19 protein-coding genes are annotated in these 21,558 nt (G+C 38.4%); 13 read left to right on the top strand and 6 right to left on the bottom strand.

What is annotated here, in order from left to right:
* Window positions 1-390 precede the first annotated feature (390 nt).
* The 5 genes from purL to QOX35_RS10130 all read left to right on the top strand — a co-directional run bounded on the left by purL (window position 391) and on the right by QOX35_RS10130 (window position 7,018).
* Entirely contained in the window at window positions 391-4,080 is a 3,690-nt protein-coding gene (gene purL / locus QOX35_RS10150; RefSeq protein ID WP_283686800.1) for a phosphoribosylformylglycinamidine synthase, read from the top strand.
* Between the two features lie 155 nt (window positions 4,081-4,235).
* Window positions 4,236-5,378 carry a ChaN family lipoprotein gene (locus QOX35_RS10145; RefSeq protein ID WP_283686799.1) on the top strand — a complete coding sequence of 381 codons (1,143 nt, stop codon included), beginning with the start codon at window positions 4,236-4,238 and terminating at the stop codon, window positions 5,376-5,378.
* 66 nt (window positions 5,379-5,444) lie between these two features.
* Complete coding sequence (locus QOX35_RS10140; RefSeq protein ID WP_283686798.1) at window positions 5,445-5,864, top strand: acyl-CoA thioesterase; 420 nt, start codon at window positions 5,445-5,447, stop codon at window positions 5,862-5,864.
* 26 nt (window positions 5,865-5,890) lie between these two features.
* Window positions 5,891-6,298 carry an acyl-CoA thioesterase gene (locus QOX35_RS10135; protein WP_135103679.1) on the top strand — a complete coding sequence of 136 codons (408 nt, stop codon included), beginning with the start codon at window positions 5,891-5,893 and terminating at the stop codon, window positions 6,296-6,298.
* A gap of 6 nt (window positions 6,299-6,304) precedes the next feature.
* Window positions 6,305-7,018: a histidine phosphatase family protein gene (locus tag QOX35_RS10130; RefSeq protein WP_283686797.1), complete on the top strand. Its 714-nt coding sequence runs from the start codon at window positions 6,305-6,307 to the stop codon at window positions 7,016-7,018.
* 6 nt (window positions 7,019-7,024) lie between these two features.
* On the opposite strand, the gene QOX35_RS10125 is transcribed toward QOX35_RS10130, so the two are convergent.
* The 3 genes from QOX35_RS10125 to epsC form a co-directional block, all read right to left on the bottom strand.
* A complete protein-coding gene (locus QOX35_RS10125; RefSeq protein ID WP_135103681.1) occupies window positions 7,025-7,477 on the bottom strand; it encodes a hypothetical protein in 453 nt (150 codons plus the stop codon).
* A gap of 84 nt (window positions 7,478-7,561) precedes the next feature.
* Window positions 7,562-9,043: a TlpA family protein disulfide reductase gene (locus QOX35_RS10120; RefSeq protein WP_283686796.1), complete on the bottom strand. Its 1,482-nt coding sequence runs from the start codon at window positions 9,041-9,043 to the stop codon at window positions 7,562-7,564.
* A gap of 24 nt (window positions 9,044-9,067) precedes the next feature.
* Window positions 9,068-9,886 carry a serine O-acetyltransferase EpsC gene (gene epsC, locus QOX35_RS10115; RefSeq protein WP_283686795.1) on the bottom strand — a complete coding sequence of 273 codons (819 nt, stop codon included), beginning with the start codon at window positions 9,884-9,886 and terminating at the stop codon, window positions 9,068-9,070.
* 186 nt (window positions 9,887-10,072) lie between these two features.
* Here epsC and gdhA point away from each other — a divergent pair, with 186 nt between their 5' ends.
* From gdhA to QOX35_RS10100, 3 genes are all read left to right on the top strand, one after another.
* On the top strand, window positions 10,073-11,410 hold the full coding sequence (gdhA, locus tag QOX35_RS10110; protein WP_006842266.1) for an NADP-specific glutamate dehydrogenase: 1,338 nt from the start codon (window positions 10,073-10,075) through the stop codon (window positions 11,408-11,410).
* Between the two features lie 259 nt (window positions 11,411-11,669).
* Window positions 11,670-12,401 carry a monofunctional biosynthetic peptidoglycan transglycosylase gene (gene mtgA, locus QOX35_RS10105; RefSeq protein ID WP_283686794.1) on the top strand — a complete coding sequence of 244 codons (732 nt, stop codon included), beginning with the start codon at window positions 11,670-11,672 and terminating at the stop codon, window positions 12,399-12,401.
* Between the two features lie 12 nt (window positions 12,402-12,413).
* Window positions 12,414-12,956 carry a hypothetical protein gene (locus tag QOX35_RS10100; RefSeq protein WP_283686793.1) on the top strand — a complete coding sequence of 181 codons (543 nt, stop codon included), beginning with the start codon at window positions 12,414-12,416 and terminating at the stop codon, window positions 12,954-12,956.
* 96 nt (window positions 12,957-13,052) lie between these two features.
* Here the strand turns inward: QOX35_RS10100 and QOX35_RS10095 are convergent, their stop codons facing one another.
* Complete coding sequence (locus QOX35_RS10095; protein WP_283686792.1) at window positions 13,053-14,198, bottom strand: aldose epimerase family protein; 1,146 nt, start codon at window positions 14,196-14,198, stop codon at window positions 13,053-13,055.
* 16 nt (window positions 14,199-14,214) lie between these two features.
* Complete coding sequence (locus tag QOX35_RS10090) at window positions 14,215-15,207, bottom strand: glycoside hydrolase family 43 protein (RefSeq protein WP_252639192.1); 993 nt, start codon at window positions 15,205-15,207, stop codon at window positions 14,215-14,217.
* A gap of 178 nt (window positions 15,208-15,385) precedes the next feature.
* Between QOX35_RS10090 and QOX35_RS10085 the strand changes: the two genes are divergently transcribed.
* Genes QOX35_RS10085 through QOX35_RS10075 form a run of 3 tightly spaced genes read left to right on the top strand, consistent with a single transcriptional unit; the run spans window position 15,386 to window position 17,863 of the window.
* On the top strand, window positions 15,386-16,363 hold the full coding sequence (locus QOX35_RS10085) for a polyprenyl synthetase family protein (RefSeq protein WP_283686791.1): 978 nt from the start codon (window positions 15,386-15,388) through the stop codon (window positions 16,361-16,363).
* Window positions 16,364-16,380: 17 nt separating this feature from the next.
* Entirely contained in the window at window positions 16,381-17,103 is a 723-nt protein-coding gene (locus QOX35_RS10080; RefSeq protein WP_283686790.1) for a hypothetical protein, read from the top strand.
* Entirely contained in the window at window positions 17,090-17,863 is a 774-nt protein-coding gene (locus QOX35_RS10075; protein ID WP_283686789.1) for a TatD family hydrolase, read from the top strand. Before QOX35_RS10080 ends, QOX35_RS10075 begins: the two co-directional genes overlap by 14 nt.
* 160 nt (window positions 17,864-18,023) lie before the next feature.
* On the opposite strand, the gene QOX35_RS10070 is transcribed toward QOX35_RS10075, so the two are convergent.
* On the bottom strand, window positions 18,024-19,217 hold the full coding sequence (locus QOX35_RS10070) for a saccharopine dehydrogenase family protein (protein ID WP_135103691.1): 1,194 nt from the start codon (window positions 19,215-19,217) through the stop codon (window positions 18,024-18,026).
* Window positions 19,218-19,783: 566 nt separating this feature from the next.
* Between QOX35_RS10070 and atpD the strand changes: the two genes are divergently transcribed.
* Both atpD and atpC read left to right on the top strand, forming a co-directional pair.
* Window positions 19,784-21,298, top strand: a complete 1,515-nt coding sequence (atpD, locus tag QOX35_RS10065; protein ID WP_283686788.1) for a F0F1 ATP synthase subunit beta — start codon at window positions 19,784-19,786, stop codon at window positions 21,296-21,298.
* An 11-nt stretch (window positions 21,299-21,309) separates the two neighbouring features.
* A complete protein-coding gene (gene atpC, locus QOX35_RS10060; protein WP_006842277.1) occupies window positions 21,310-21,558 on the top strand; it encodes an ATP synthase F1 subunit epsilon in 249 nt (82 codons plus the stop codon).

Genomic DNA, 21,558 nt, shown 5'->3' with positions numbered 1-21,558 from the left:
ATACAATATTATATAAACCGTGGTGGTAATTGAGAGCAAACTGATAATTGTTGTGTTCTATTCCGAGTAATATCTTTCCCATACCGACTATCAGTTCCTGCTATTAATCTCATAATATCTTACCGACGTATAGATCAAAACCCAAATATCAAGCGATAATCGTCTTTAATAGCCCATTTTTCTCCGAAGTTAAACGTTAAGTTTGCATAGAACCGTCTTCGTTTTAAGGTTCTATCATTAAGCCTTCGCTTTACTGCAAAGGTTTAATATGTATATTATAAAGCTGTAATAAAAGGCGTTTGCTATTTTTCCTTTTTCTTTCTATATATTGTCAGTTTTCATTACCTTTGTATGCCTATTATAAGTCAATCATTAACTTGAAATAAAAATATGGTTTCTTTCTTTCAAACCCCTTCCGGGAACATTATTGCTGTTCAAACAAGCTCCACCCTCAACGATGATTTTATCCAACGCCTGACATGGGCATTCAGTGGTGCAACTATGCTTGATTCTGATGAAGTTTCAGGCTTTTTTGTTGGTCCCCGCCGCGAGATGATAACCCCATGGAGCACAAATGCTGTGGAAATTACCCAGAATATGGGAATAGAGGGAATCGTGCGTATCGAAGAATTTTTTCCTGTCGCAGGTACCGATGCAGAGCATGATTCTATGCTCCAACGTATATATAATGGACTTAATCAGCGTATTTTTACAATAGATAAGACGCCGGAACCTATTATAGAAATAGATGATATCGAAGCATATAACCAGCAGGAAGGTTTAGCCTTAAGCGAAGATGAGGTTGAATATCTGAACAGTGTAAGCCAACGATTGGGGCGCAAGTTGACAGATAGCGAGGTTTTTGGATTCTCTCAGGTGAATTCAGAGCATTGCCGCCACAAAATATTTAATGGAACATTTATCATTGATGGTGAAGAAAAAGAAAGTTCTTTATTTAAACTGATAAAAAAGACATCTCAAACCAATCCGAACAAATTAGTTTCGGCATATAAAGATAATGTAGCCTTCAATATGGGGCCTCAAATAGAACAGTTTGCTCCTACAGAAGGTGACAAGCCAAGTTATTTTGAGGTAACACCGATCAAATCGGTTATCTCACTGAAAGCCGAGACGCATAATTTCCCTACAACCGTAGAGCCGTTCAATGGCGCGGCTACCGGCTCGGGAGGAGAAATACGTGACCGTCTGGGCGGAGGTAAAGCTTCCTTGCCTATTGCAGGAACAGCTGTTTACATGACTTCTTACCCAAGAACCAAAAAAGGAAAAGCATGGGAGGAAGCAATTGAAGAAAGACCTTGGCTATATCAGACTCCCGAGGAGATATTGATAAAAGCATCTAACGGTGCTTCTGACTTCGGTAATAAATTTGGTCAGCCGCTCATTTGTGGGTCATTGCTTACATTCGAGCATGAAGAAAACAGAAAGAAATTTGCTTTCGATAAAGTAATTATGCTAGCCGGAGGGGTAGGATATGCCAACAAGCGCGATGCGCTCAAAGGCGAACCTAAACCTGGAGAAAAGGTAGTAATACTGGGAGGTGATAATTATCGTATCGGTATGGGCGGTGGAGCTGTTTCTTCTGTTGATACAGGTCAGTACTCAAGCGGAATAGAACTGAATGCCGTACAGCGAGCAAATCCCGAAATGCAAAAGCGTGCAGCTAATGTTATTCGTGCTTTAGCAGAATCGAAAGAAAATCCGATCGTGTCTATTCACGATCATGGAGCAGGAGGGCATTTGAATTGCTTATCGGAACTCATAGAAGCTACGGGAGGAAAGATAGATGTATCTAAATTACCTGTGGGAGACCCTACTTTGTCTTCGAAAGAGATTGTAGGAAATGAAAGTCAGGAACGTATGGGCTTGCTTATCCCCGAAGAAGCTGTAGACAAAATAGAACGGATTGCTCAACGTGAGCGTTCACCGATGTACGTAGTAGGTGAAACCACTAACGATATGAAGTTGGTGTTTGAACAAGCTGACGGAAAACGTCCGATAGACTTGAAGTTGGAAGACTTTTTTGGTAAAGCGCCTAAAACAATAATGCGCGACGATACCCTTGAAGAAGAATATACGAATCCGGAATATGATCTCTCAAGGCTTGAAGACTATATAAAAAATGTACTACAACTAGAGGCTGTTGCTTCTAAAGACTGGTTAACAAACAAGGTTGACCGTTCGGTGACAGGTAAAGTTGCACGCCAGCAAACTCAAGGTGAAATTCAGTTGCCATTGAGTGATCTTGGGGCTGTGGCTTTAGATTATAAAGGAAAAGCAGGAATTGCAACATCTATAGGACATGCGCCTCAGGCTGCGATGGTAGACCCGGCAGCAGGTTCGGTGCTTGCTATTGCCGAATCGCTTACAAATATAATATTTGCACCTATCGAAGATGGGTTGAAGGGTGTTTCTTTGAGTGCTAACTGGATGTGGCCTTGCAAAAATCCGGGAGAAGATGCACGCTTATACAAAGCCGTAGAAGCATGCTCTGAGTTTGCTTGCGAACTGGGAGTAAATATTCCTACTGGTAAGGACTCTCTTTCGATGACACAGAAATACGGAGACGAAAAAGTATATTCACCGGGTACTGTGATCATTTCGGCAGCAGGTGAAGTAAAAAATATACGCAAGATTGTTTCTCCTATATTGGCATATATAAAGGGAACATACCTCTATTATATAGATTTCTCTTTCGATACCTTCAAACTTGGAGGTTCTGCTTTTGCTCAGACTATGAATAAGCTGGGAGAGGAAGTGCCAACCGTTCAGGATACTGAATATTTCAAAAATGCATTTAACGCTGTTCAGGAGTTAATAGACAGGGGATTGATACTTGCAGGACATGATATCTCAGCCGGAGGTCTTGTTACCGCAATGCTTGAAATGTGTTTTGCAAATCCTCAGGGAGGTCTTGAATCTCGCTTAGATAAGCTGCATCATGCAGATATAATAAAAGTATTGTTCTCCGAAAATCCGGGTATTCTTATTCAGGTAAAACATCATCATCTGGTAGAAAAAATCCTTGATGATTATGGTATTGGTTTTGCTATTATTGCCAGACCAATAGAGGAGAGAAAACTGGTAATTCAGAAAGATGCGTTTGTTCAAGAATTTGATATAGACGAGCTGCGTGATGTATGGTTCGAATCTTCATACTTGCTCGATAAAAAGCAAAGCGGAGAGAAATTAGCCACAGAGCGTTTCCAAAACTATAAAAATCAGCCATTACAGTTTAACTATAATCCATCTTTTACAGGCAAATTTGCTCAGTTTGGTATCGATCCGGACAGAGTAAAACCTACCGGACTAAAAGCGGCCATTATCAGAGAGAAAGGAACTAATGGAGAACGTGAGATGGCATATTCCTTGTATCTTGCAGGGTTTGATGTGAAGGACGTACATATGACAGACTTAGCTTCTGGTAGAGAAACGCTTGAGGATATCAATCTGATTGTATTCTGCGGAGGATTCTCTAATTCGGATGTACTTGGTTCGGCTAAAGGTTGGGCAGGAAGTTTCATGTACAACGAAAAAGCGAAAGAAACTCTTCGCAAATATTATCAGCGTAAAGATACATTGAGCCTTGGTGTGTGCAACGGTTGTCAGTTGATGATGGAGCTTGGGCTGGTATATCCAGACCATGATGTGAAACCTAAGATGGAACATAATGCTTCTCATAAGTTTGAATCTACTTATGTGAGCGTAGAAGTTCCACAAAACGAATCGGTAATGTTTGGTTCTCTATCGGGCAGTAAGCTTGGTATATGGGTAGCGCATGGTGAAGGACGTTTCTCGATGCCAAAGGCTGAATCGGAATACAATGTTATAGCTAAATATATTTACAGCGAATATCCGGGTAACCCTAATGGTTCCGATTATGATATTGCAGGTGTTGTTTCTAAGGATGGGCGTCACTTGGCTATTATGCCTCACCTTGAACGCTCTTTATTCCCTTGGCAATGTGCATATCTGCCATTCGAACATCGTAGAGATGATTTTACTCCTTGGATAGAAGCATTTGTAAATGCAAGAGAGTGGGTGAAAAACGTAAAGAAGTAAACTTATAAAATAAATTGATAGAGGCTGTTACGGAAGTAGCAGCCTTTGTTTTTTTTGCAATCGTTTGCGAAGATAAAGAATTATTATTTATATCCTCTTGGATATGATGTGTATGTTAAATGACTAGTTTTACTTAAACTAATTCAGTATATGTCATGAAAAACAAATGCCTCTTTCTTTTTGCTCTTGTTCTTTTTTCTTCATTCTTGAAGAGCCAGACCTTATATAATTCAGAATATAATTATATCCAAGAAAAAGGAATGAATCCTTCGCAGTATCTTGTCTCTAAGTTTCAGCGTTATGATCTGGTTTTGCTTGGCGAAGATCATGCTGTCAAAGATCATTTGGACTTTGTGAAAGATTTAATCCCCCGACTGTATGAAAACGGAGTGACGAATCTTTGTATGGAATTTGGAGCTTTTGAGATGCAAAACAAATTAGACTCTTTAATGAATGCAGAGGAGTATAATGAGCAACTTGCCCGGGATATGATGTTTTACTATAATGTAGGGTGGGCATATAAAGAGTATACAGATATATATAGAAAGGTTTGGGAGTTTAATAAGACATTGCCTGCCGACAAGAAGAAGTTCAGGATCGTTAATCTCAGTTATCAGTATGATTGGACTAAATATAGTTTTCCCCGAACTCCTGAAAATATGAGTAAGGTGTTTTATCTGGGAACTCCGGATGATTTCAGAACTAAGATTATAGAAAAAGAAATAATTGCTAAGCAGGAAAAGGCTCTTGTCTATATGGGATCGGTACATGTTTTTACGAAGTATTATTTGCCGATACTAAAAATGAATAATGATAATTTTTGCGATTATGACACCGGTTTTGTCGGAAATAGGCTTTATCGGAAATATCCTCAAAAAATATTTAATATAATGTTGCACTTTCCTTTCCAAGCTAAAGACAAATCAAAAGTTAATTGGGTATCTCCTGCAGATGGTGCGATTGAAGCCATTATGGCTATGAATAATGATAAGCCTGTCGGGTTTGATCTGAAGGATACGCTATTAGGCAAACTATCCGATAATAGTTTTTTCAGTATGTGTTACAATGATTTTCGCATGGAAGATTTCTTTGATGGCTATATATTTATAAGTCCATTCAGAAACTTGCAGGGCTGTACTATAGATTCTTTATACTTTGAGAATAAAGATTGGGCAGAAATCAAAAAGCATATGCCCGATCCCGATTGGCGTACTGCAAAAGATGTAGACGAATATATTAAGCAAATAAGTGAATATGTAGATGTTAAGAAAAGATACTCGGATGTAATAGAGAAATAGCAGTATCGTGATTTTTAATGCCAAGAGAATAATATTAACTTTGTATTGAGAAATATAAGATTAATAATGGCAAATATAAAAGATTCCTTATTCGAACAGGCAATGAAGGTGCGCGACTATGAATGCGATGCACAGGGTATTGTCAATAATGCGAATTACCAACATTACTATGAAGTTGTGCGCCATGAATTTTTGGAAGAGCATAATCTTAATTTTTATGAGCTGCATCAGCAAGGTGTAGATGCAGTAGTAGTGAGTGTATATATACGCTACAAGCACTCTTTGCGTGGTAGCAACGACTTTCTTTGTACCGTTGATTCTATCGAAAGAGAAGGAATTCGATATATTTTCAATCAGAAAATAGTTCGTTTAAGGGATAATAAAGTTTGTTCTACAGCTCGGTTTGAGATTGCCTGTATGATGAATGGTAAAGTAGGAAAGCCTCAAATTTTTGATGAGATTTTGGGTAAATATATTGTACAGTAGATAACGCAATATTAGCTGATACGCTTATGGCACTCACATTTGAAAACAAAATGAAAGTTCGCGACTATGAATGCGATTCGCAAGGTGTGGTTAATAATGCTATTTATTTGCATTATTTTGAGGCTACACGTCACGAGTTGATGGAGAAGTGTGGACTGCGTTTGCGTGATCTTACCGAAGCGAATATACTACCTGTGGTGCGTAATGTAAATATTAGCTACAGGAATTCTTTGCGGGGATCGGAAGAATTTGTGTGTAGTGTTAAGATCATGCGCAAAGGTCTTCGGTATCTTTTTCATCAACAAATTATCCGTGTGGGCGACAACACTTTGTGTGCCGACGCTGTTATAGAGGTAGTTTGTTTGATGAATGGTAAAGTGGCAAAGCCGGATATGTTTGACAAGGCTTTTGCTGATTATATAAATTGGGAATAAGAAAAAATGAATTCGAAAATAACATTATATGTTGCCCGTCACGGCAAAACGTTGATGAATACTCTTGATAGAGTTCAAGGGTGGTGTGATTCTCCTCTTACTGATGAGGGGATTGATGTAGCCCGTTATTTGGGACATGGTCTCAATGATGTGGTATTTAGAACCGCATATTGTAGTGATCTTCGCAGAACAAGACAAACCGTAGAGGTTATCCTGGAAGCCAAAGGGCAAAAAGATATACCTGTATATGAACTGTCCGGACTGCGTGAGGCGTGCTTTGGTGGTTTCGAAGCCGATTTCAATCATACGATGTGGAATAGTGCGGCTCTTTATCTACATTACACATCTGTAGATGTAATGTATAAAGATATATTAGCAAAGAAAATCAATTACAGAGATGTGTTGAATGCCATAAAGAAAATTGATAGGCTGGGCATGGCGGAAAATTTTTCTCAGGTAGAACAACGTACTCAGGCTAGTTTGAAAGAGATTGCCGAAAAGGAGATGCGAAAAGGAGATGGTAATGTCCTTGTTATATCACACGGAATGAGTATATTGTCAATGCTTCTCAGTTTGGGCGGCGACAGATTATTTACCAAGCCATTGGATAATGCAGCGGTATGTAAAGTCACTTATCAGAATGGTGAATTTACAGTAGAGTCGATGGCCGATATGAGTTATGTAGAAAAAGGGAAACTGATGATAGGAGTAGAGGTGTAAAAACTTCTACTCATTCAATAACTTATTAAGGAAGTCGTCGAATTCACGATCAAACTTTTCCATCAGGTCGTTGTCTAACTTGATTGTCGAATCTTCGTTTATCAGCAACAACTCTTCTATTACCTCAAGATTGTCGTCGGCATAATTTACAGAAAAAGGCTTGTATAAATCTAAAGATGAAAACATTTCTTCTTTATCCAAGTCTTCTGTAACTTCTCGTAGAATAGAAATAACCTTATCGTCGCTCAACTCTTCAACTTTATCTACCCAGTCGAATATAACGATTTCAGCGACTTTGTTCTCTTCATCATCATAGAATGCAACTTCACCACTTTCTTTATCTACAGTAATAAATACATCGGTGAGTGAGCTGCCTTGATAATCTTTTGATAGGGTATCTATTGCCTCTACAAAAGTGCTTTTGATCAGTGATGACGGACTTTTATGAACTTCTTCCATTGGCTTTTTTTCAGCTACAAAGTTATTTTATACGAAAGTACGAAAAATATTCTATTATTCTATTTCTTTGGATTTCAAAATGTATTACAATAATTCATTTATCCACTTTCTCATTTTGTTCGGCTCCATCGAGTTACTCTTATGTTTCAGTGCTCCTGATTTATCATAAATGAGATAGGTAGGAACTCCTATTAATTGTAAATCATTTTTGAGATAATCCCATGTTTTTTCGTCCAGATAATAATGTTCACCTCCTATTTGCGAAACTTTTTCTTCCCAAGTCTTCCGTACAGAAGTATGATTTGTTATATATACAAATACAACATCTTTTCCTGTTAGTTCTTTTTTTACAGGCTCTATTTGTTTCATGTTTTTCAAACATGGACCACACCATGTTGCCCAAAAGTCAATGAAAACAACTTTGCCTTCATATTTTTGTAATATTGTGCTTATCAACAGTTCTTTTGAAACTTTGGGTGTTTCATTAATCTTAAAATCTTTCGAAGAGCTATCGGATTGAATGAGTTTTATTACTTTACTGTTCTCCGTAAATAACATCTCAGAGAAAGCTTCTTCTTTGTAATAAGATTTTATATCTTTTTTTTGCGATTCGCTCAGAGGTTTTAACTCATTCAATTGCTTTGTATATGCATTTAAAATTAACATCTTGTCGAAAAAAGAATGATCATCATCAATAATATATTTTACGATCGAGTCTGTTTTATCTTTCCATATCTCAAGAGAGTACATCTCAATAGGAGGTATTCCAATGTTATTGATATTTAGTAAGTTCTGTATTAATATTTGATAAGAAGGCGAATATAGATAATATGGGTTGTTCAACTTTAAGTCTTTCAATATAGAATAATACGAAATATCAGGCTCAGTTGGCGTGTAATTACTCTCGCCTTCATGTAACTTATATTTATTCTTTATTGTTTGAGAGTAGTTTAAAATATAAAAATTAGAAAAAAGAGCTTTTAACTCACAGCCCATAATAAGCTTCAAGTTTTCAGATAAGTCATTTCTTTCTTCCAACTTTTCTAGGATGTTAGATAATGCTTTCTTACTAATTTGTGCATATTCGTTAGGGGTAATATTGTAATCATTTACATCTACACCAAAATCTTTACTCATACATATTTCCAGCAGCTTGCCTCCCATATCCATATAATTAAACGGAGGACTTAGGCTGTTTTCTATACTGACGTGCTTTTCGCCATTATTATCAAAAGAAATATTAAGTTTTGTATTTTCATTTGGTAACAGATATATAAGCCCACTGTAAATAGGAGATTCTATAACGCAGAGGCTAACTGTAAATATAGGTATGTTGAAACTAAATGTACCGTCGTCCTCAATTGGTATTTCAGAGCCAATATTGTCGAAGCCTATTCTATTTATTCGGATATTAAGTGTTTCAGTTTTTTGTTCTTTTGGTATATTTCCGAGTATCTTTCCTGAAAGAGTTCCTACCCCGTATTTAAATTCAGGGATGGGGAGCTGTGCATGAATCATACAAGCGTATAAAACCAAAAAAGCAATTAAAACAATAAGCTTTTTCATTGTATTAATATTGGCTGCTTTGAACTATATATTAAAATCCAGAAAATGTTCACCTGTTTTTAGGGTATTGTGTATCCTGATTTCTGCATTTTGCTGTACTAATGAATATGGTACCACACTCTTTGTCAGCCAAGCATTACCTCCGATGGTAGAGTCGTGTCCTACAACGGTATTACCTCCCAAGATTGTAGCTCCTGCATATATAACCACATTGTTTTCGATGGTCGGATGCCTTTTTTCGTTCGCCAATCCTTTAGTCACAAATAAAGCTCCGAGAGTAACGCCTTGATATATTTTTACATTATCGCCGATGATTGTTGTTTCGCCGATAACGATCCCTGTGCCATGGTCTATATAAAAAGCTTTTCCTATCTCTGCTCCGGGGTTGATGTCTATTCCCACTTTCGAGTGTGCATATTCTGAAAATAAGCGAGGGATAATCGGCGTTTTCATCTTGTAGAACTCATGCGATATACGGTAAACTACCTGCGCAAAAAAACCGGGATAAGTTAATATTACCTCTTCTATCGATTTTGCAGCCGGATCGTTTTTGTAATATACTTCCGCTTCGTCATATAGTTGGTCTTGTAGTTCCGGCAGGTGAGAAATGAATTTTCCGACTGTTTCTTCTGCTTGAGCCCTATCCAGCAAAGCCGAAATATTCTCCACCATAATGGAGTAAAAGTAATACAGTTTTTTCTCTCTTGATTTCTCTTGATCGCAAATTGGGAATAGTATACGGTGTATCAATGTGTTCAAAGCATCTTCCAGTTCTATTCTGTTAATTGGTAAATGTTTTGATTCTGCTCTTAATTTATTCGCTATTTCGTAAATATTAGTCATGATTTTCAGTGTTGTGGAAAACAAAAATAAGAATTAAAACAATATCTCTGGAAATTTGATAATGTTAAATTATTATATGTTATAAATCATGCTATTATAGATGAATTTTTTAAAAATAAATTGATATAAATAGCTTCTTTATTTATATTTTTGTATAGTAAAATAACCGACATAATCCTTTATATTATGAATATTAATGACATTTTATCATCTTTAGAGGCAAGACATCCAGGAGAATCCGAATTCTTGCAAGCAGTAAAAGAGGTGCTTGTATCCATCGAAGATGTTTATAACCAACACCCCGAATTTGAAAAGAACCGGATTATAGAACGTCTGGTAGAGCCAGACCGCATATTCACATTTAAGGTGCCTTGGGTAGACGACCGTGGCGATATTCAGGTGAATATCGGCTATCGGGTACAATTCAATAATGCAATTGGTCCTTATAAAGGAGGTTTAAGATTTCACGCTTCGGTAAACCTTTCTTCACTCAAATTCTTAGGGTTTGAGCAGACGTTTAAGAATGCACTTACTACTTTGCCGATGGGTGGAGGTAAGGGAGGATCAGACTTTAGTCCGAGAGGAAAGTCAAATGCCGAAATTATGCGTTTCTGTCAGGCTTTTATCCTTGAGCTTTGGCGCAATATTGGCCCTGATACAGATGTTCCTGCCGGAGATATAGGTGTGGGTACTCGCGAGATAGGCTATATGTATGGTATGTACAAAAAGCTGGCACGTGAAAATACCGGTACTTTTACCGGAAAAGGATTAGAATACGGAGGTTCATTGGTACGTCCTGAGGCAACAGGATTTGGCGCTCTCTATTTTGTGAATGAGATGCTTAAAGCAAAAAATATAGACATTAAAGGCAAGACTGTCGCTGTTTCGGGTTTTGGAAATGTAGCGTGGGGTGCAACACTCAAAGCTACTGAGCTGGGCGCAAAAGTGGTGACCATCTCCGGGCCTGACGGTTATATATATGATGCAGACGGAGTGAGTGGTGAAAAGATAGAGTATATGCTTGAGTTGCGCGACTCGGGTAATGACATTGTAGCACCTTATGCAGAGAAATTTCCGAATGCAGTATTCCATGCAGGCAAAAAACCTTGGGGTGAAAAAGTGGATATCGCTTTACCTTGCGCTATACAAAATGAGCTGAATCTTCAGGATGCTCAGGCTTTGATAGCTAATGGGGTAACATGTGTAGCCGAAGTGTCTAATATGGGTTGTACGGCAGAAGCTGTAGACTTTTTCATCGAGCAGCATGCACTCTTTGCTCCGGGTAAGGCTGTGAATGCAGGCGGCGTTGCTACATCGGGTTTAGAAATGAGTCAGAATGCAATGCATATACAATGGGGTGCCGAAGAGGTTGACCAACGTTTGCATGGTATTATGAAAAATATACATGGACAATGTCTCAAATTTGGAAAAGACAACGGTGAATATATTAATTATGTGAAAGGAGCCAACGTTGCCGGATTTATGAAAGTAGCCCGGGCAATGATAGCACAAGGAGTTATATAATAACTGATTTTGTAAATCAATCGTTTGAAGAGCCTTTTAAATTCATGTAATTTAAGAGGCTTTTTAATTTGTAGTTGGAAACTGTATTATTCAGAACGCTTTCGATATTATTTGTAACTAAGAGGGCGGGAATTCTTTGTTATACTTCGTATGGTAAGGTAAAATAGCATTAAAAAATATATTCTTAATTACTTCCTCAATTATTGAATTTTTACTTACTTTGCAGTTCAAAGTGAGGCATTTATACTAAATTTCGTATATGGTAAAGAAACTGTTGAAATGGGCTAAAAGAATTGTAATATTTCTTTTTCTGTTCAGTATATTTCAAGTCGTTTTATTCAAATTTGTTCCTGTATACTATACTCCGTTGATGGTATGGAACAATATGGGGCAATTATTCTCAGGAGAAGCTGTCGTTTGCCATCACAAATGGGTTTCGATAGATAAGATTTCAGGTTACCTGCCGCTTGCCGTAGTAGCTTCTGAAGACAACTTATTCCTCGACCATTCAGGATTCGATTTCGATCAGATAGAAAAGGCTCTGAATGAGGCTGAAAAAGGAAAACGACAGAGGGGTGCAAGTACAATCAGCCAGCAAACAGCGAAGAATGTTTTCCTTTGGTCGGGTCATTCATATATTCGCAAAGGACTGGAAGTATATTACACATTCCTTATAGAACATATCTGGGGAAAAGAACGTATTATGGAGGTCTATCTCAATTCTATCGAGATGGGTAAAAATATATATGGTGCTGAGGCTGTCGCTCAGGTGAATTTCAAGAAATCGGCAAAAGCTCTTACAGCAGGAGAATCTGCGCTGATAGCGGCAACGCTTCCTAATCCTATCCGATTTAATTCGGCAAAACCATCTGCTTATATACAAAGGCGTCAGGCAAAAATATTAGATTTGATGTGGAAAGTAAAGCCTGTAGAATTTGACAAAGAGGAAACGAAAGAAGTAAAGAAAAGCGTCAAGAAAAGGAAGAAATAAAGAACCTGCCCTATGAAAGTAAACGAAGCTATACAAATACAAGAGAAGAAATTGATCCTAAAAATTAGAGTATTAGTTCTCTTCTATATATTTGCTTTGTTCTTTTGGGGGATAACAGCATTTCCGATAGAGACGGAACTGAAAATTATATGCGGTCTGCTTGGTATATCTTTGGATGTGTCTCCCGATGTGTATACAGGATTTACAGGATGGATTGCTACAGTAACGAATGGCGTGATTGACACAAATCATAATTACCCATTTCTTTCTTATGGTACAGACTGGCTGGCATTCTCTCACCTTGTTATAGCTGTGGCTTTTGTTGGTCTTTACGTCAAACCTGTACGAAATATTTGGATTGTATATTTTGCAATGATAGCTTGTGCAGGAGTTATTCCCTTAGCTTTAATTTGTGGCACAATACGAGGGCTTCCTCTTTGGTGGAGATTAATCGACTGCTCTTTTTGTGTGTTTGGATTAATACCGCTATATTTCTTGCATGTATATATAAAGAGGCTTGAAAAGCTCATCGACTATACGCCTACAAAATATTGATGAGAAATTAATTGTATATCAACAGTAATGAGCTGATTAATATAAAAAAAGAGAAAGATCAAATCTTTCTCTTTTTTATTCTTTAAGCTCAATCTCTTATTTCTTTACAGAGAATTTATAGATTGTTTCGCTGGTATATTTTTCACCCGGACGTAGAGTTGCCGAAGGCCAGTCTTTTTTATTCGGAGTATCAGGATATTTTTGAGTTTCTAGACAAACGGCAGCACGGTATTGATTCGCTTTGCCTTTTTTCCCTTTGTCTTTACCATCCATAAAGTTGCCCGCATAGAATTGCAGCCCCGGTTCGGTAGTATATGTTTCCAATACTATTCCTGTTTTAGGCGATTCTAGTGTGGCTGCTACTTTATTGATGTCTCCACCTGTATTTAATACCCAGTTGTGGTCATACCCTTTGCCGTTTTTCAACTGTACAAAGTCATAATTGTCTATTCTTGCACCAATAGCAGTCGGTGTGCGGAAATCCATATCTGTTCCCTCTACAGGAAGTATCTCGCCTGTAGTCATAAATGTAGAGTCTACCGGAGTGTATTTGTCAGCATTCAGCATGAGTAACCAATCTGTATTTTTTGAGTCCGGATCTCCATCCATATTGAAGTATGTATGGTTTGTCAGATTTACCACTGTTGGTTTATCTGTTTCAGCTTCGTACTTGATGTCAATAGCGTTGTCATCTTTCAATGTATAAGTGATTTTGGTCTTTAAGTTTCCCGGAAAACCTTCCTCGCCATCTTTCGAAAGATAAGTCAGTTCGATTGTTTTATCATCTATTTGATTTGCATCGAATACTACAGTATGAAAACCTTTGTCGCCGCCGTGTAGCGTGTGACCAAAGTTGTTTTTAGGCAAGTCATATTTTACACCGTCAAGTTCGAAAGTTCCGTTTCCGATTCTGTTTCCGTAGCGACCTATTGCCGCTCCGTAATTATTTCCGGGTACATTAATATAATCTTGTATAGAGTCGAAGCCGATTACGACATCTTTCTTATTGCCATCTTTGTCCGGCACAAGTACAGAAACAATGCGTCCTCCGTAATTGGTGACACATACTTCCATTCCGTTTGTGTTTTTTAAGACAAACAGGCCTACTTTTTTACCATTTACTTCTGTTTCAAAATTCTTTTTGTCGAGTCCCGACTCAGTCAATTTGCTTACGGGAGCTTTTTCTGTACAACTAACAGCCAACAGTAATACTGTTAATACAGCTAAACACGTTTTCTTCATAACTTAGATTTAATTATTATTTAAGAGGATTTGCTTTTACTCCTTCGTTGGTGATAACCACAGGTTTTATATATCCGTTTTCGTCAAACTGCATTTCATCTATACAGGTAACTCTGTGGTTTCCGTCTGTCTCGGTGAGAGGGCGACGATGATATACGATATACCATTTGTCCGATTTCGGTTCATGTATCACAGAGTGGTGTCCTGCTCCTGTAGCCACTTTCGGATCTTGCTGTAGAATTTTGCCTATGCGTTTGAATGGGCCGAACGGACTGTCAGCGATGGCGTAAGCTACGCTATAGTCAGGGCCTGTCCATCCACCTTCCGACCACATAAAGTAATATTTATTGTTATGTATAAACATAAATGGACCTTCAACATAGTTTTCGGGTGTTACTTCTTTATAGATTGTTCCATCTTCGAATGGAACTAAGCCTGTGAAGTCATCATTCAATTTGGCTACATTACAATGTTTCCAGCCACCATAATAGATATAGTAGCTACCGTCCTTATCTTTAAACACAAACTGATCGATAGGCTGTGCTCCATTATAGAATTTGTCGATCAGAGGTTTGCCAAGGTAGTCCTTGAATGGTCCTTCCGGTTTGTCGGCAACGGCTACACCAATACCGCCGTACTCGTTATCACTTTGTATATCATTCCCTCCAAAGAAAAGAAAATACTTGTTGTCTTTTTTGAGAATTGCCGGAGCCCACATGGCTCGTTTAACCCATTTGACAGATGCTGTGTCGATTATCCGTTCGTGTTTAGTCCAGTTTACGAGGTCTGGCGATGAAAAGGCATCCATAAAGACTTGCTCGTCATATGGTGCAGAATAAGTCGGGTATACCCAATATTTGTCATCAAAGATTATGCCTTCAGGGTCGGCATACCATCCTTCGACAATTGGGTTTCCTGCAGTAACTTTTTGTTCAGGGTTGGCTTGCTTGGGCGTACAAGCCTGCATGATAGAGAGACATGCAAAAATAAGTAAATAATTGTTTTTCATTTAATAATACATTTTTTATTACCGAACCATAAAAATAGGACTTTTTTGATTAGATAGATTCAGTTTTTATAATATTTTGATTTTTCTAGCTAAAAAGTTATCTTTGTTGAGATCAAGATAAGCAAAATTTATCGCACGAAAAATCACGGTGTCCAACCTCTAAAATCCAGACGAAATCATGGCTTCTTTATATACTTTTGATGAGATATTGAGTATAGTAAATACAGAGATAAAAAAGATAGAATACAGTTCTGCTCCTAAGTCTCTTTTCGAGCCGATATCTTATATCCTTTCATTAGGAGGAAAGCGTGTTCGTCCGGCATTAGCCCTGATGTCTTACAACCTGTATAAGGAGGATGTGGAACGTGTAATCCCAATTGCTTTGGGTATAGAGATATTTCATAATTTCACATTGCTTCACGATGATTTGATGGATAGAGCCGATATACGTAGGGGAAATCCAACGGTGCACATCAAATGGAATGACAATACTGCTGTATTATCCGGCGATGCTATGTTGATAGAGGCATATAAGGAGATAGCAAAGATAGACTCCCAATATTTAAAGCCTGTTTTAGATTTATTTTCTACTACTGCAACCGAAATATGTTGCGGGCAGCAATATGATATGGAGTTTGAACAACGTATGGATGTAACTATCGCTGAATATTTGGAGATGATACGTTTGAAGACTGCCGTGCTCTTGGCTTGCTCGCTAAAGGAAGGTGCTATCGTTGCCGGAGCCTCGGCTGAGGATGCTGAAAATCTATATAATTATGGTATTCATGTAGGACTCGGTTTTCAGCTTATGGACGACCTGCTTGATGTTTACGGAGATAGTTCCAACTTTGGAAAGAAGATAGGAGGAGATATTCTTTGTAATAAGAAAACCTTCTTGTTTATCAATGCTCTATTGAGCGAAGAAGTGAAAGATGATCTGATTAGCTGGGTTAATAAAGAGAATTATGATGTTGCGGAGAAAATAAAAGCTGTGACAGCCATATATAATAAACTGAATTTGAAACAGAAGTCAGAAGATCTTATAAATGATTACTATAAGCAGGCAGTGACATGTCTGGACAAAGTAAGTATAGATGCCTCACGGAAAAAAGAGCTTTATAAATTAGCCGAAAGTCTCATGACAAGAATTTCATAACACAAAACATTACAACTATGCCTTACAGACGCTTACCCAATACTGATAATGCTCGGATAAGGGCTTTGAAAACGGCAATAGAAAAGAGCAATACATTTTTTAGTCAGAATGTAATTACTCTGGATATTTACAAACTACAACATTTACTACGCAACTTTGAAACAGCTCAGGTGAGATATCGAGATAGCCTCGAAGTACAGGCTACCGCTAATCGTAAATTTCAGCGATTAGTAAAAAACGCAAGATTGTATATATCACATTTTATACAAGTTTTCAACTTCAGTGTTATCCGCAATGAGATAAAAAAAGAAGTGAAACAATTATACGGGATTGATCCGAGCGATTTTACTGTGCCCGATCTTACTAGCAACGATTCGCTACTCTTTTGGGGTGAAAATATAATAAAAGGTGAGCAGACACGTATCTCGCAAGGAGGAACGCCGATCTATAATCCTACAATTGCCCGGGTGAACGTAGCATTTTCGTTATTTAAAGATGCATATTTTGCACAAAAAACATATCAAAATACGACTTCCCGCCAGCTGGAAAGCTTAAGTCAGCAACGCGAGGATATAGACGCTACTTTGACTTTGGTGTGGAATCAGATAGAGAAAGCCTTTGCCGGTTTGCCGCCAAAAGAACGCTTGGAGAGGTGCAAGGAGTACGGAGTTGTATATTATTTGAGAAAAGAAGAAAAAGAAAAATTTGAGAACCAGACAGATCGAAATGAGAATTATTGATACGCACTCACATATTTATTCTGAAGAATTTGACAACGATATAGATGATGTTATTAAACGGGCAAAACAAGCCGGAGTAGAGAAAATATTGCTACCTAACATCGATGCTTCTTCTATAGATCGCTTACACAGTATATCTGATCGATATGCAGGCTACTGTATACCAATGATGGGGTTGCATCCTACCAGTGTAGGTGAAAACTGGAAAGTGGAGTTAGATATTATCCGAAAAGAGCTTCATAAACGCACATATATTGCAATTGGAGAAATCGGGATTGATCTTTATTGGGATAAAACCTTTGAGGAGCAGCAGAGGCTGGTTTTTGAAGAACAACTGCATTGGAGTATCGAATATGATTTGCCAGTAGCGATACATTCAAGGGATGCAATAGCCGAATGTATATCCTGCATTAAGAATGTCGGCGAACAGCACCTAAGAGGAGTATTTCATAGTTTTGGTGGAACGGTAGAAGAGCTTGACGGGATTCTTTCGTTGAGGAATTTTATGTTAGGTATCAACGGTGTTGCCACGTTTAAGAATTCTACATTGCCAACCGTTCTTAAAGAAACGGATTTGTCTTCTATAATCATCGAAACAGATTCACCTTATTTGGCTCCCGTTCCTTACAGAGGAAAAAGGAATGAGTCTTCTTATACATTGAATGTTGTAACCAAGCTAGCCGAAATATATGGCTTGCCAGCCGAAGAGGTTGGACAAATAACAACAGAAAATGCTGAAAAGCTTTTTGCTCTTAAATAATTGCCTCTTGATATAAGTCTACCTTTTGGTGTAAAATAAAACTATTATATAGATATGTTAATCCAAACAATCTTGATATAAGTCTACCTTTTGGTGTAAAATAAAACAGCCCTACCGAGAAATTAATCTTTGTAGGGCTGTAAGTTTAATATCGTTGTTATTACATTTCCAAATCTATATCAAACAATTCGTGCCAAGGCAAACCCTGTTTGTTTAGTTGCTCCATAAACGGATCGGGATTAAATTCTTCAACATTGAATACACCCGGTTTGCGCCACAGGCCTTTCATAAACATAATACCGCCTATGGTAGCCGGAACTCCTGTGGTATAGCTCACGCCCTGTGTGCCTGTTTCCTTGTAAGCATCTTCGTGCGAACAGTTGTTGTACACATAGTAGGTGCGTTCTTTTCCATCTTTGATTCCTTTTATACGGCATCCGATAGAAGTCTGCCCTTTATAGTTTTCTCCAAGTTCGCCCGGATCAGGCAACACGGCTTTCAGGAATTGGATTGGAACAATCTCAACACCATTGTAAATAATAGGGTCGATACGCGACATACCGATATTTTGAATTACACGAAGGTGAGTAAGATACTCTTGTCCGAATGTCATCCAAAAGCGAGCTCTTTTGAGGGTAGGGTAATTCTTTACCAGAGATTCCAGTTCCTCATGATAGATAACATACGATTCTTTTGGCCCAATTTCAGGATAATTCAATGGCTTGTGTATTTCGTGTGGTTCGGTTTCTACCCATTCTCCGTTTTCCCAGTATTTGCCTTTTTGGGTTACTTCGCGAATATTGATTTCCGGGTTGAAGTTTGTCGCAAAAGCTTTTCCATGATCTCCGGCATTACAGTCTACAATGTCAAGATAATGTATTTCATCGAAATGATGTTTAGCTGCATAAGCAGTAAATACACTTGTTACACCGGGATCAAAACCACAACCTAATATTGCTGTAAGTCCGGCTTCTTTAAATTTATCCTGATATGCCCACTGCCATTTATATTCGAATTTAGCTTCCTCTTTCGGCTCGTAATTAGCAGTATCAAGATAGTTTACCCCACACGCCAGACATGCGTCCATAATGGTAAGATCCTGATAAGGTAATGCCACATTGATCACAAGTTCAGGTTTAAAGGAATTGAATAATCTTTTCAGATCTTCCACGTTGTCAGCATCTACCTGTGCTGTTTGTATCTTGTTGCCGCCTATGGCCGCAGCAATAGCATCGCATTTCGATTTTGTACGGCTGGCAAGCATTATTTCGGTAAACACATCCATGTTTTGTGCGACTTTATGTGCAACTACGGTTCCGACTCCTCCGGCTCCGATAATTAATACTTTTCCCATGTCTCTATTTTTATTTATTGATAATTATTTTGTACAACCTGTAATTTGTCTGTTTCAAAGTTCAAAGATATTCTAAAAATAATCATTAGGATATTTCTTTTCTTGAAAACGATCATATTCTTCTTTATAAATGTCAATATTTCGGTTAAGAATATCTATAAACTCTTTCTTTGTTCTAAAACCATACTGGATATCATAGCCTCTTGGCTCTATTGTATCAATGCCCTGTATCTATCGCTGGCATTTGTTCAAGACTTTATTATTTATGGTTAAATTAGGTTAAAAAAAATAAGTTTACTTATAAAATCTGCCAACAAAAATACTATTAAATATTAATATTGCTTATATTTGTCTTCGGCAATTGATAGAGGGGTCTGGTACCATATTGATTTCGCATAGATACCTCAAGCTTTTATTAATTCACACAAAATCCCTGTAGATAAGGAGGTTTTTGAAATATTTATAGGATTATATCATTATAGTTCTTCTTACCTTATTTAGTTAATAAGGCTTTATTTGTTGAAGCAAAAGAAATTAGAAATAAACAATAATAAATACAAAAGCTTATGTCACAATTAGTCGGGCACATATCCCAGGTTATCGGGCCGGTGGTGGATGTATTTTTTGATACAGCCAATCCATCCCTAAACCTGCCGCAGATCAATGATGCCCTTGAAGTTAAAAGACCTGATGGTCGCTCTTTGATTCTCGAAGTAAAGCAACACATAGGCGAAGACACAGTGCGTGCCGTAGCTATGGACAGTACAGACGGATTAAGCCGTGGGCTTGAAGCGATTCCTCTGGGATCGCCCATTCGAATGCCTATCGGTGACCATGTAAAAGGACGTCTGATGAACGTTGTAGGTAACTCTATTGACGGTATGAAGCCTTTGAGCAATCAAGGTGGTGCGCCTATCCATAGAGAACCGCCTAAGTTTGAAGAACTGCAAACAACGCGCGAGGTGTTATTCACCGGAATCAAAGTCGTGGACTTATTAGCTCCATACGCAAAAGGAGGTAAGGTGGGTCTATTTGGCGGAGCCGGTGTGGGTAAGACTGTATTGATTATGGAGCTTATCAACAATATTGCAAAAAAACATAATGGATATTCTGTATTTGCCGGAGTAGGAGAGCGTACCCGTGAAGGAAACGACTTGCTGAGGGAAATGATAGAATCAAACGTTATCCGTTATGGAGAAGAGTTCAAGAAAAGCATGGAAGAAGGTAACTGGGATTTGTCGAAAGTTGACTACGACGAACTTCAGAAATCACAGATCTCGCTTGTTTTCGGTCAGATGAACGAACCGCCGGGAGCCCGTGCCGATGTTGCCCTTTCGGGGTTGACTATAGCCGAGTCTTTCCGTGACTCGAAAGCTGAAGGTCCTAAAGATATCTTATTCTTTATCGATAATATATTCCGTTTCACTCAGGCAGGATCTGAGGTGTCGGCCTTGTTGGGACGTATGCCGTCCGCCGTAGGGTATCAACCTACATTGGCAACAGAGATGGGTGCCATGCAGGAACGTATTACCTCTACACAAAACGGTTCCATCACTTCTGTGCAAGCCGTGTATGTGCCTGCCGATGACTTAACAGACCCGGCTCCGGCAACAACATTCTCTCACTTGGATGCCACAACGGTTCTCGATCGTAAGATTACCGAAATGGGAATTTATCCGGCGGTAGACCCTCTAGGTTCCAGCTCTCGAAGCTTAGACCCTAACGTTGTAGGTCAGGAACATTACGATACAGCTCAACGTGTGAAGCAAATATTGCAGCGCAACAAAGAGCTTCAGGATATTATTGCAATTCTCGGGATGGAAGAGCTTTCGGATACCGACAAGCAGACAGTAAACCGTGCGAGACGTATTCAACGATTTTTGTCTCAACCGTTTAATGTTGCAGAACAATTTACAGGTGTTCCGGGGGTAATTGTTGATATTCAGGATACAATCAAGGGCTTCCAACGGATTCTGGACGGTGAAGTTGATCACCTCCCTGAACAAGCATTCTTGAACGTGGGTACAATAGAAGATGCAATGGCTAAAGGCGAGAAGATTCTTGCGCAAGTTGCAGGATAAAGAATTTACATATGAAAAAATCAGAACTTCAACTAAATATTATTTCACCTGAGGCTAAGCTATTCTCCGGAATGGTTGCTTCGGTTGTAATTCCGGGGATTCAAGGCAGCTTCGGGGTTTATCCCGACCATGCTCCTTTGATCTCGGCCTTGCAAAAGGGGGTTATTACCTATACCGAAAACGGTGTAGAAAAATCTCTCGAAGTAGGCGGTGGCATGGTGGAAGTGAATAATGGGGTTGTGACAATCTGTGTATCTTAA

Origin of the sequence: Dysgonomonas sp. Marseille-Q5470 (assembly GCF_951230145.1) — a bacterium.
Taxonomy (GTDB): Bacteria; Bacteroidota; Bacteroidia; order Bacteroidales; family Dysgonomonadaceae; genus Dysgonomonas.
The sequence above is the reverse complement of the archived record's forward strand: the minus strand, read 5'-3'. Positions and strand labels throughout refer to the sequence as shown.

What these genes read in the sequence shown, in the direction of transcription:
- QOX35_RS10145 (WP_283686799.1), top strand. Translation starts at nt 4,236, where the DNA reads ATGAAAAACAAATGCCTCTTTCTTTTTGCTCTTGTTCTTTTTTCTTCA.
- mtgA (WP_283686794.1), top strand. Translation starts at nt 11,670, where the DNA reads ATGGTAAAGAAACTGTTGAAATGGGCTAAAAGAATTGTAATATTTCTT.
- QOX35_RS10135 (WP_135103679.1), top strand. Translation starts at nt 5,891, where the DNA reads ATGGCACTCACATTTGAAAACAAAATGAAAGTTCGCGACTATGAATGC.
- QOX35_RS10070 (WP_135103691.1), bottom strand. Translation starts at nt 19,217, where the DNA reads ATGGGAAAAGTATTAATTATCGGAGCCGGAGGAGTCGGAACCGTAGTT.
- QOX35_RS10090 (WP_252639192.1), bottom strand. Translation starts at nt 15,207, where the DNA reads ATGAAAAACAATTATTTACTTATTTTTGCATGTCTCTCTATCATGCAG.
- atpD (WP_283686788.1), top strand. Translation starts at nt 19,784, where the DNA reads ATGTCACAATTAGTCGGGCACATATCCCAGGTTATCGGGCCGGTGGTG.
- QOX35_RS10100 (WP_283686793.1), top strand. Translation starts at nt 12,414, where the DNA reads ATGAAAGTAAACGAAGCTATACAAATACAAGAGAAGAAATTGATCCTA.
- gdhA (WP_006842266.1), top strand. Translation starts at nt 10,073, where the DNA reads ATGAATATTAATGACATTTTATCATCTTTAGAGGCAAGACATCCAGGA.
- QOX35_RS10130 (WP_283686797.1), top strand. Translation starts at nt 6,305, where the DNA reads ATGAATTCGAAAATAACATTATATGTTGCCCGTCACGGCAAAACGTTG.
- QOX35_RS10120 (WP_283686796.1), bottom strand. Translation starts at nt 9,043, where the DNA reads ATGAAAAAGCTTATTGTTTTAATTGCTTTTTTGGTTTTATACGCTTGT.
- QOX35_RS10125 (WP_135103681.1), bottom strand. Translation starts at nt 7,477, where the DNA reads ATGGAAGAAGTTCATAAAAGTCCGTCATCACTGATCAAAAGCACTTTT.
- purL (WP_283686800.1), top strand. Translation starts at nt 391, where the DNA reads ATGGTTTCTTTCTTTCAAACCCCTTCCGGGAACATTATTGCTGTTCAA.
- QOX35_RS10075 (WP_283686789.1), top strand. Translation starts at nt 17,090, where the DNA reads ATGAGAATTATTGATACGCACTCACATATTTATTCTGAAGAATTTGAC.
- QOX35_RS10095 (WP_283686792.1), bottom strand. Translation starts at nt 14,198, where the DNA reads ATGAAGAAAACGTGTTTAGCTGTATTAACAGTATTACTGTTGGCTGTT.
- QOX35_RS10140 (WP_283686798.1), top strand. Translation starts at nt 5,445, where the DNA reads ATGGCAAATATAAAAGATTCCTTATTCGAACAGGCAATGAAGGTGCGC.
- QOX35_RS10080 (WP_283686790.1), top strand. Translation starts at nt 16,381, where the DNA reads ATGCCTTACAGACGCTTACCCAATACTGATAATGCTCGGATAAGGGCT.
- QOX35_RS10085 (WP_283686791.1), top strand. Translation starts at nt 15,386, where the DNA reads ATGGCTTCTTTATATACTTTTGATGAGATATTGAGTATAGTAAATACA.
- atpC (WP_006842277.1), top strand. Translation starts at nt 21,310, where the DNA reads ATGAAAAAATCAGAACTTCAACTAAATATTATTTCACCTGAGGCTAAG.
- epsC (WP_283686795.1), bottom strand. Translation starts at nt 9,886, where the DNA reads ATGACTAATATTTACGAAATAGCGAATAAATTAAGAGCAGAATCAAAA.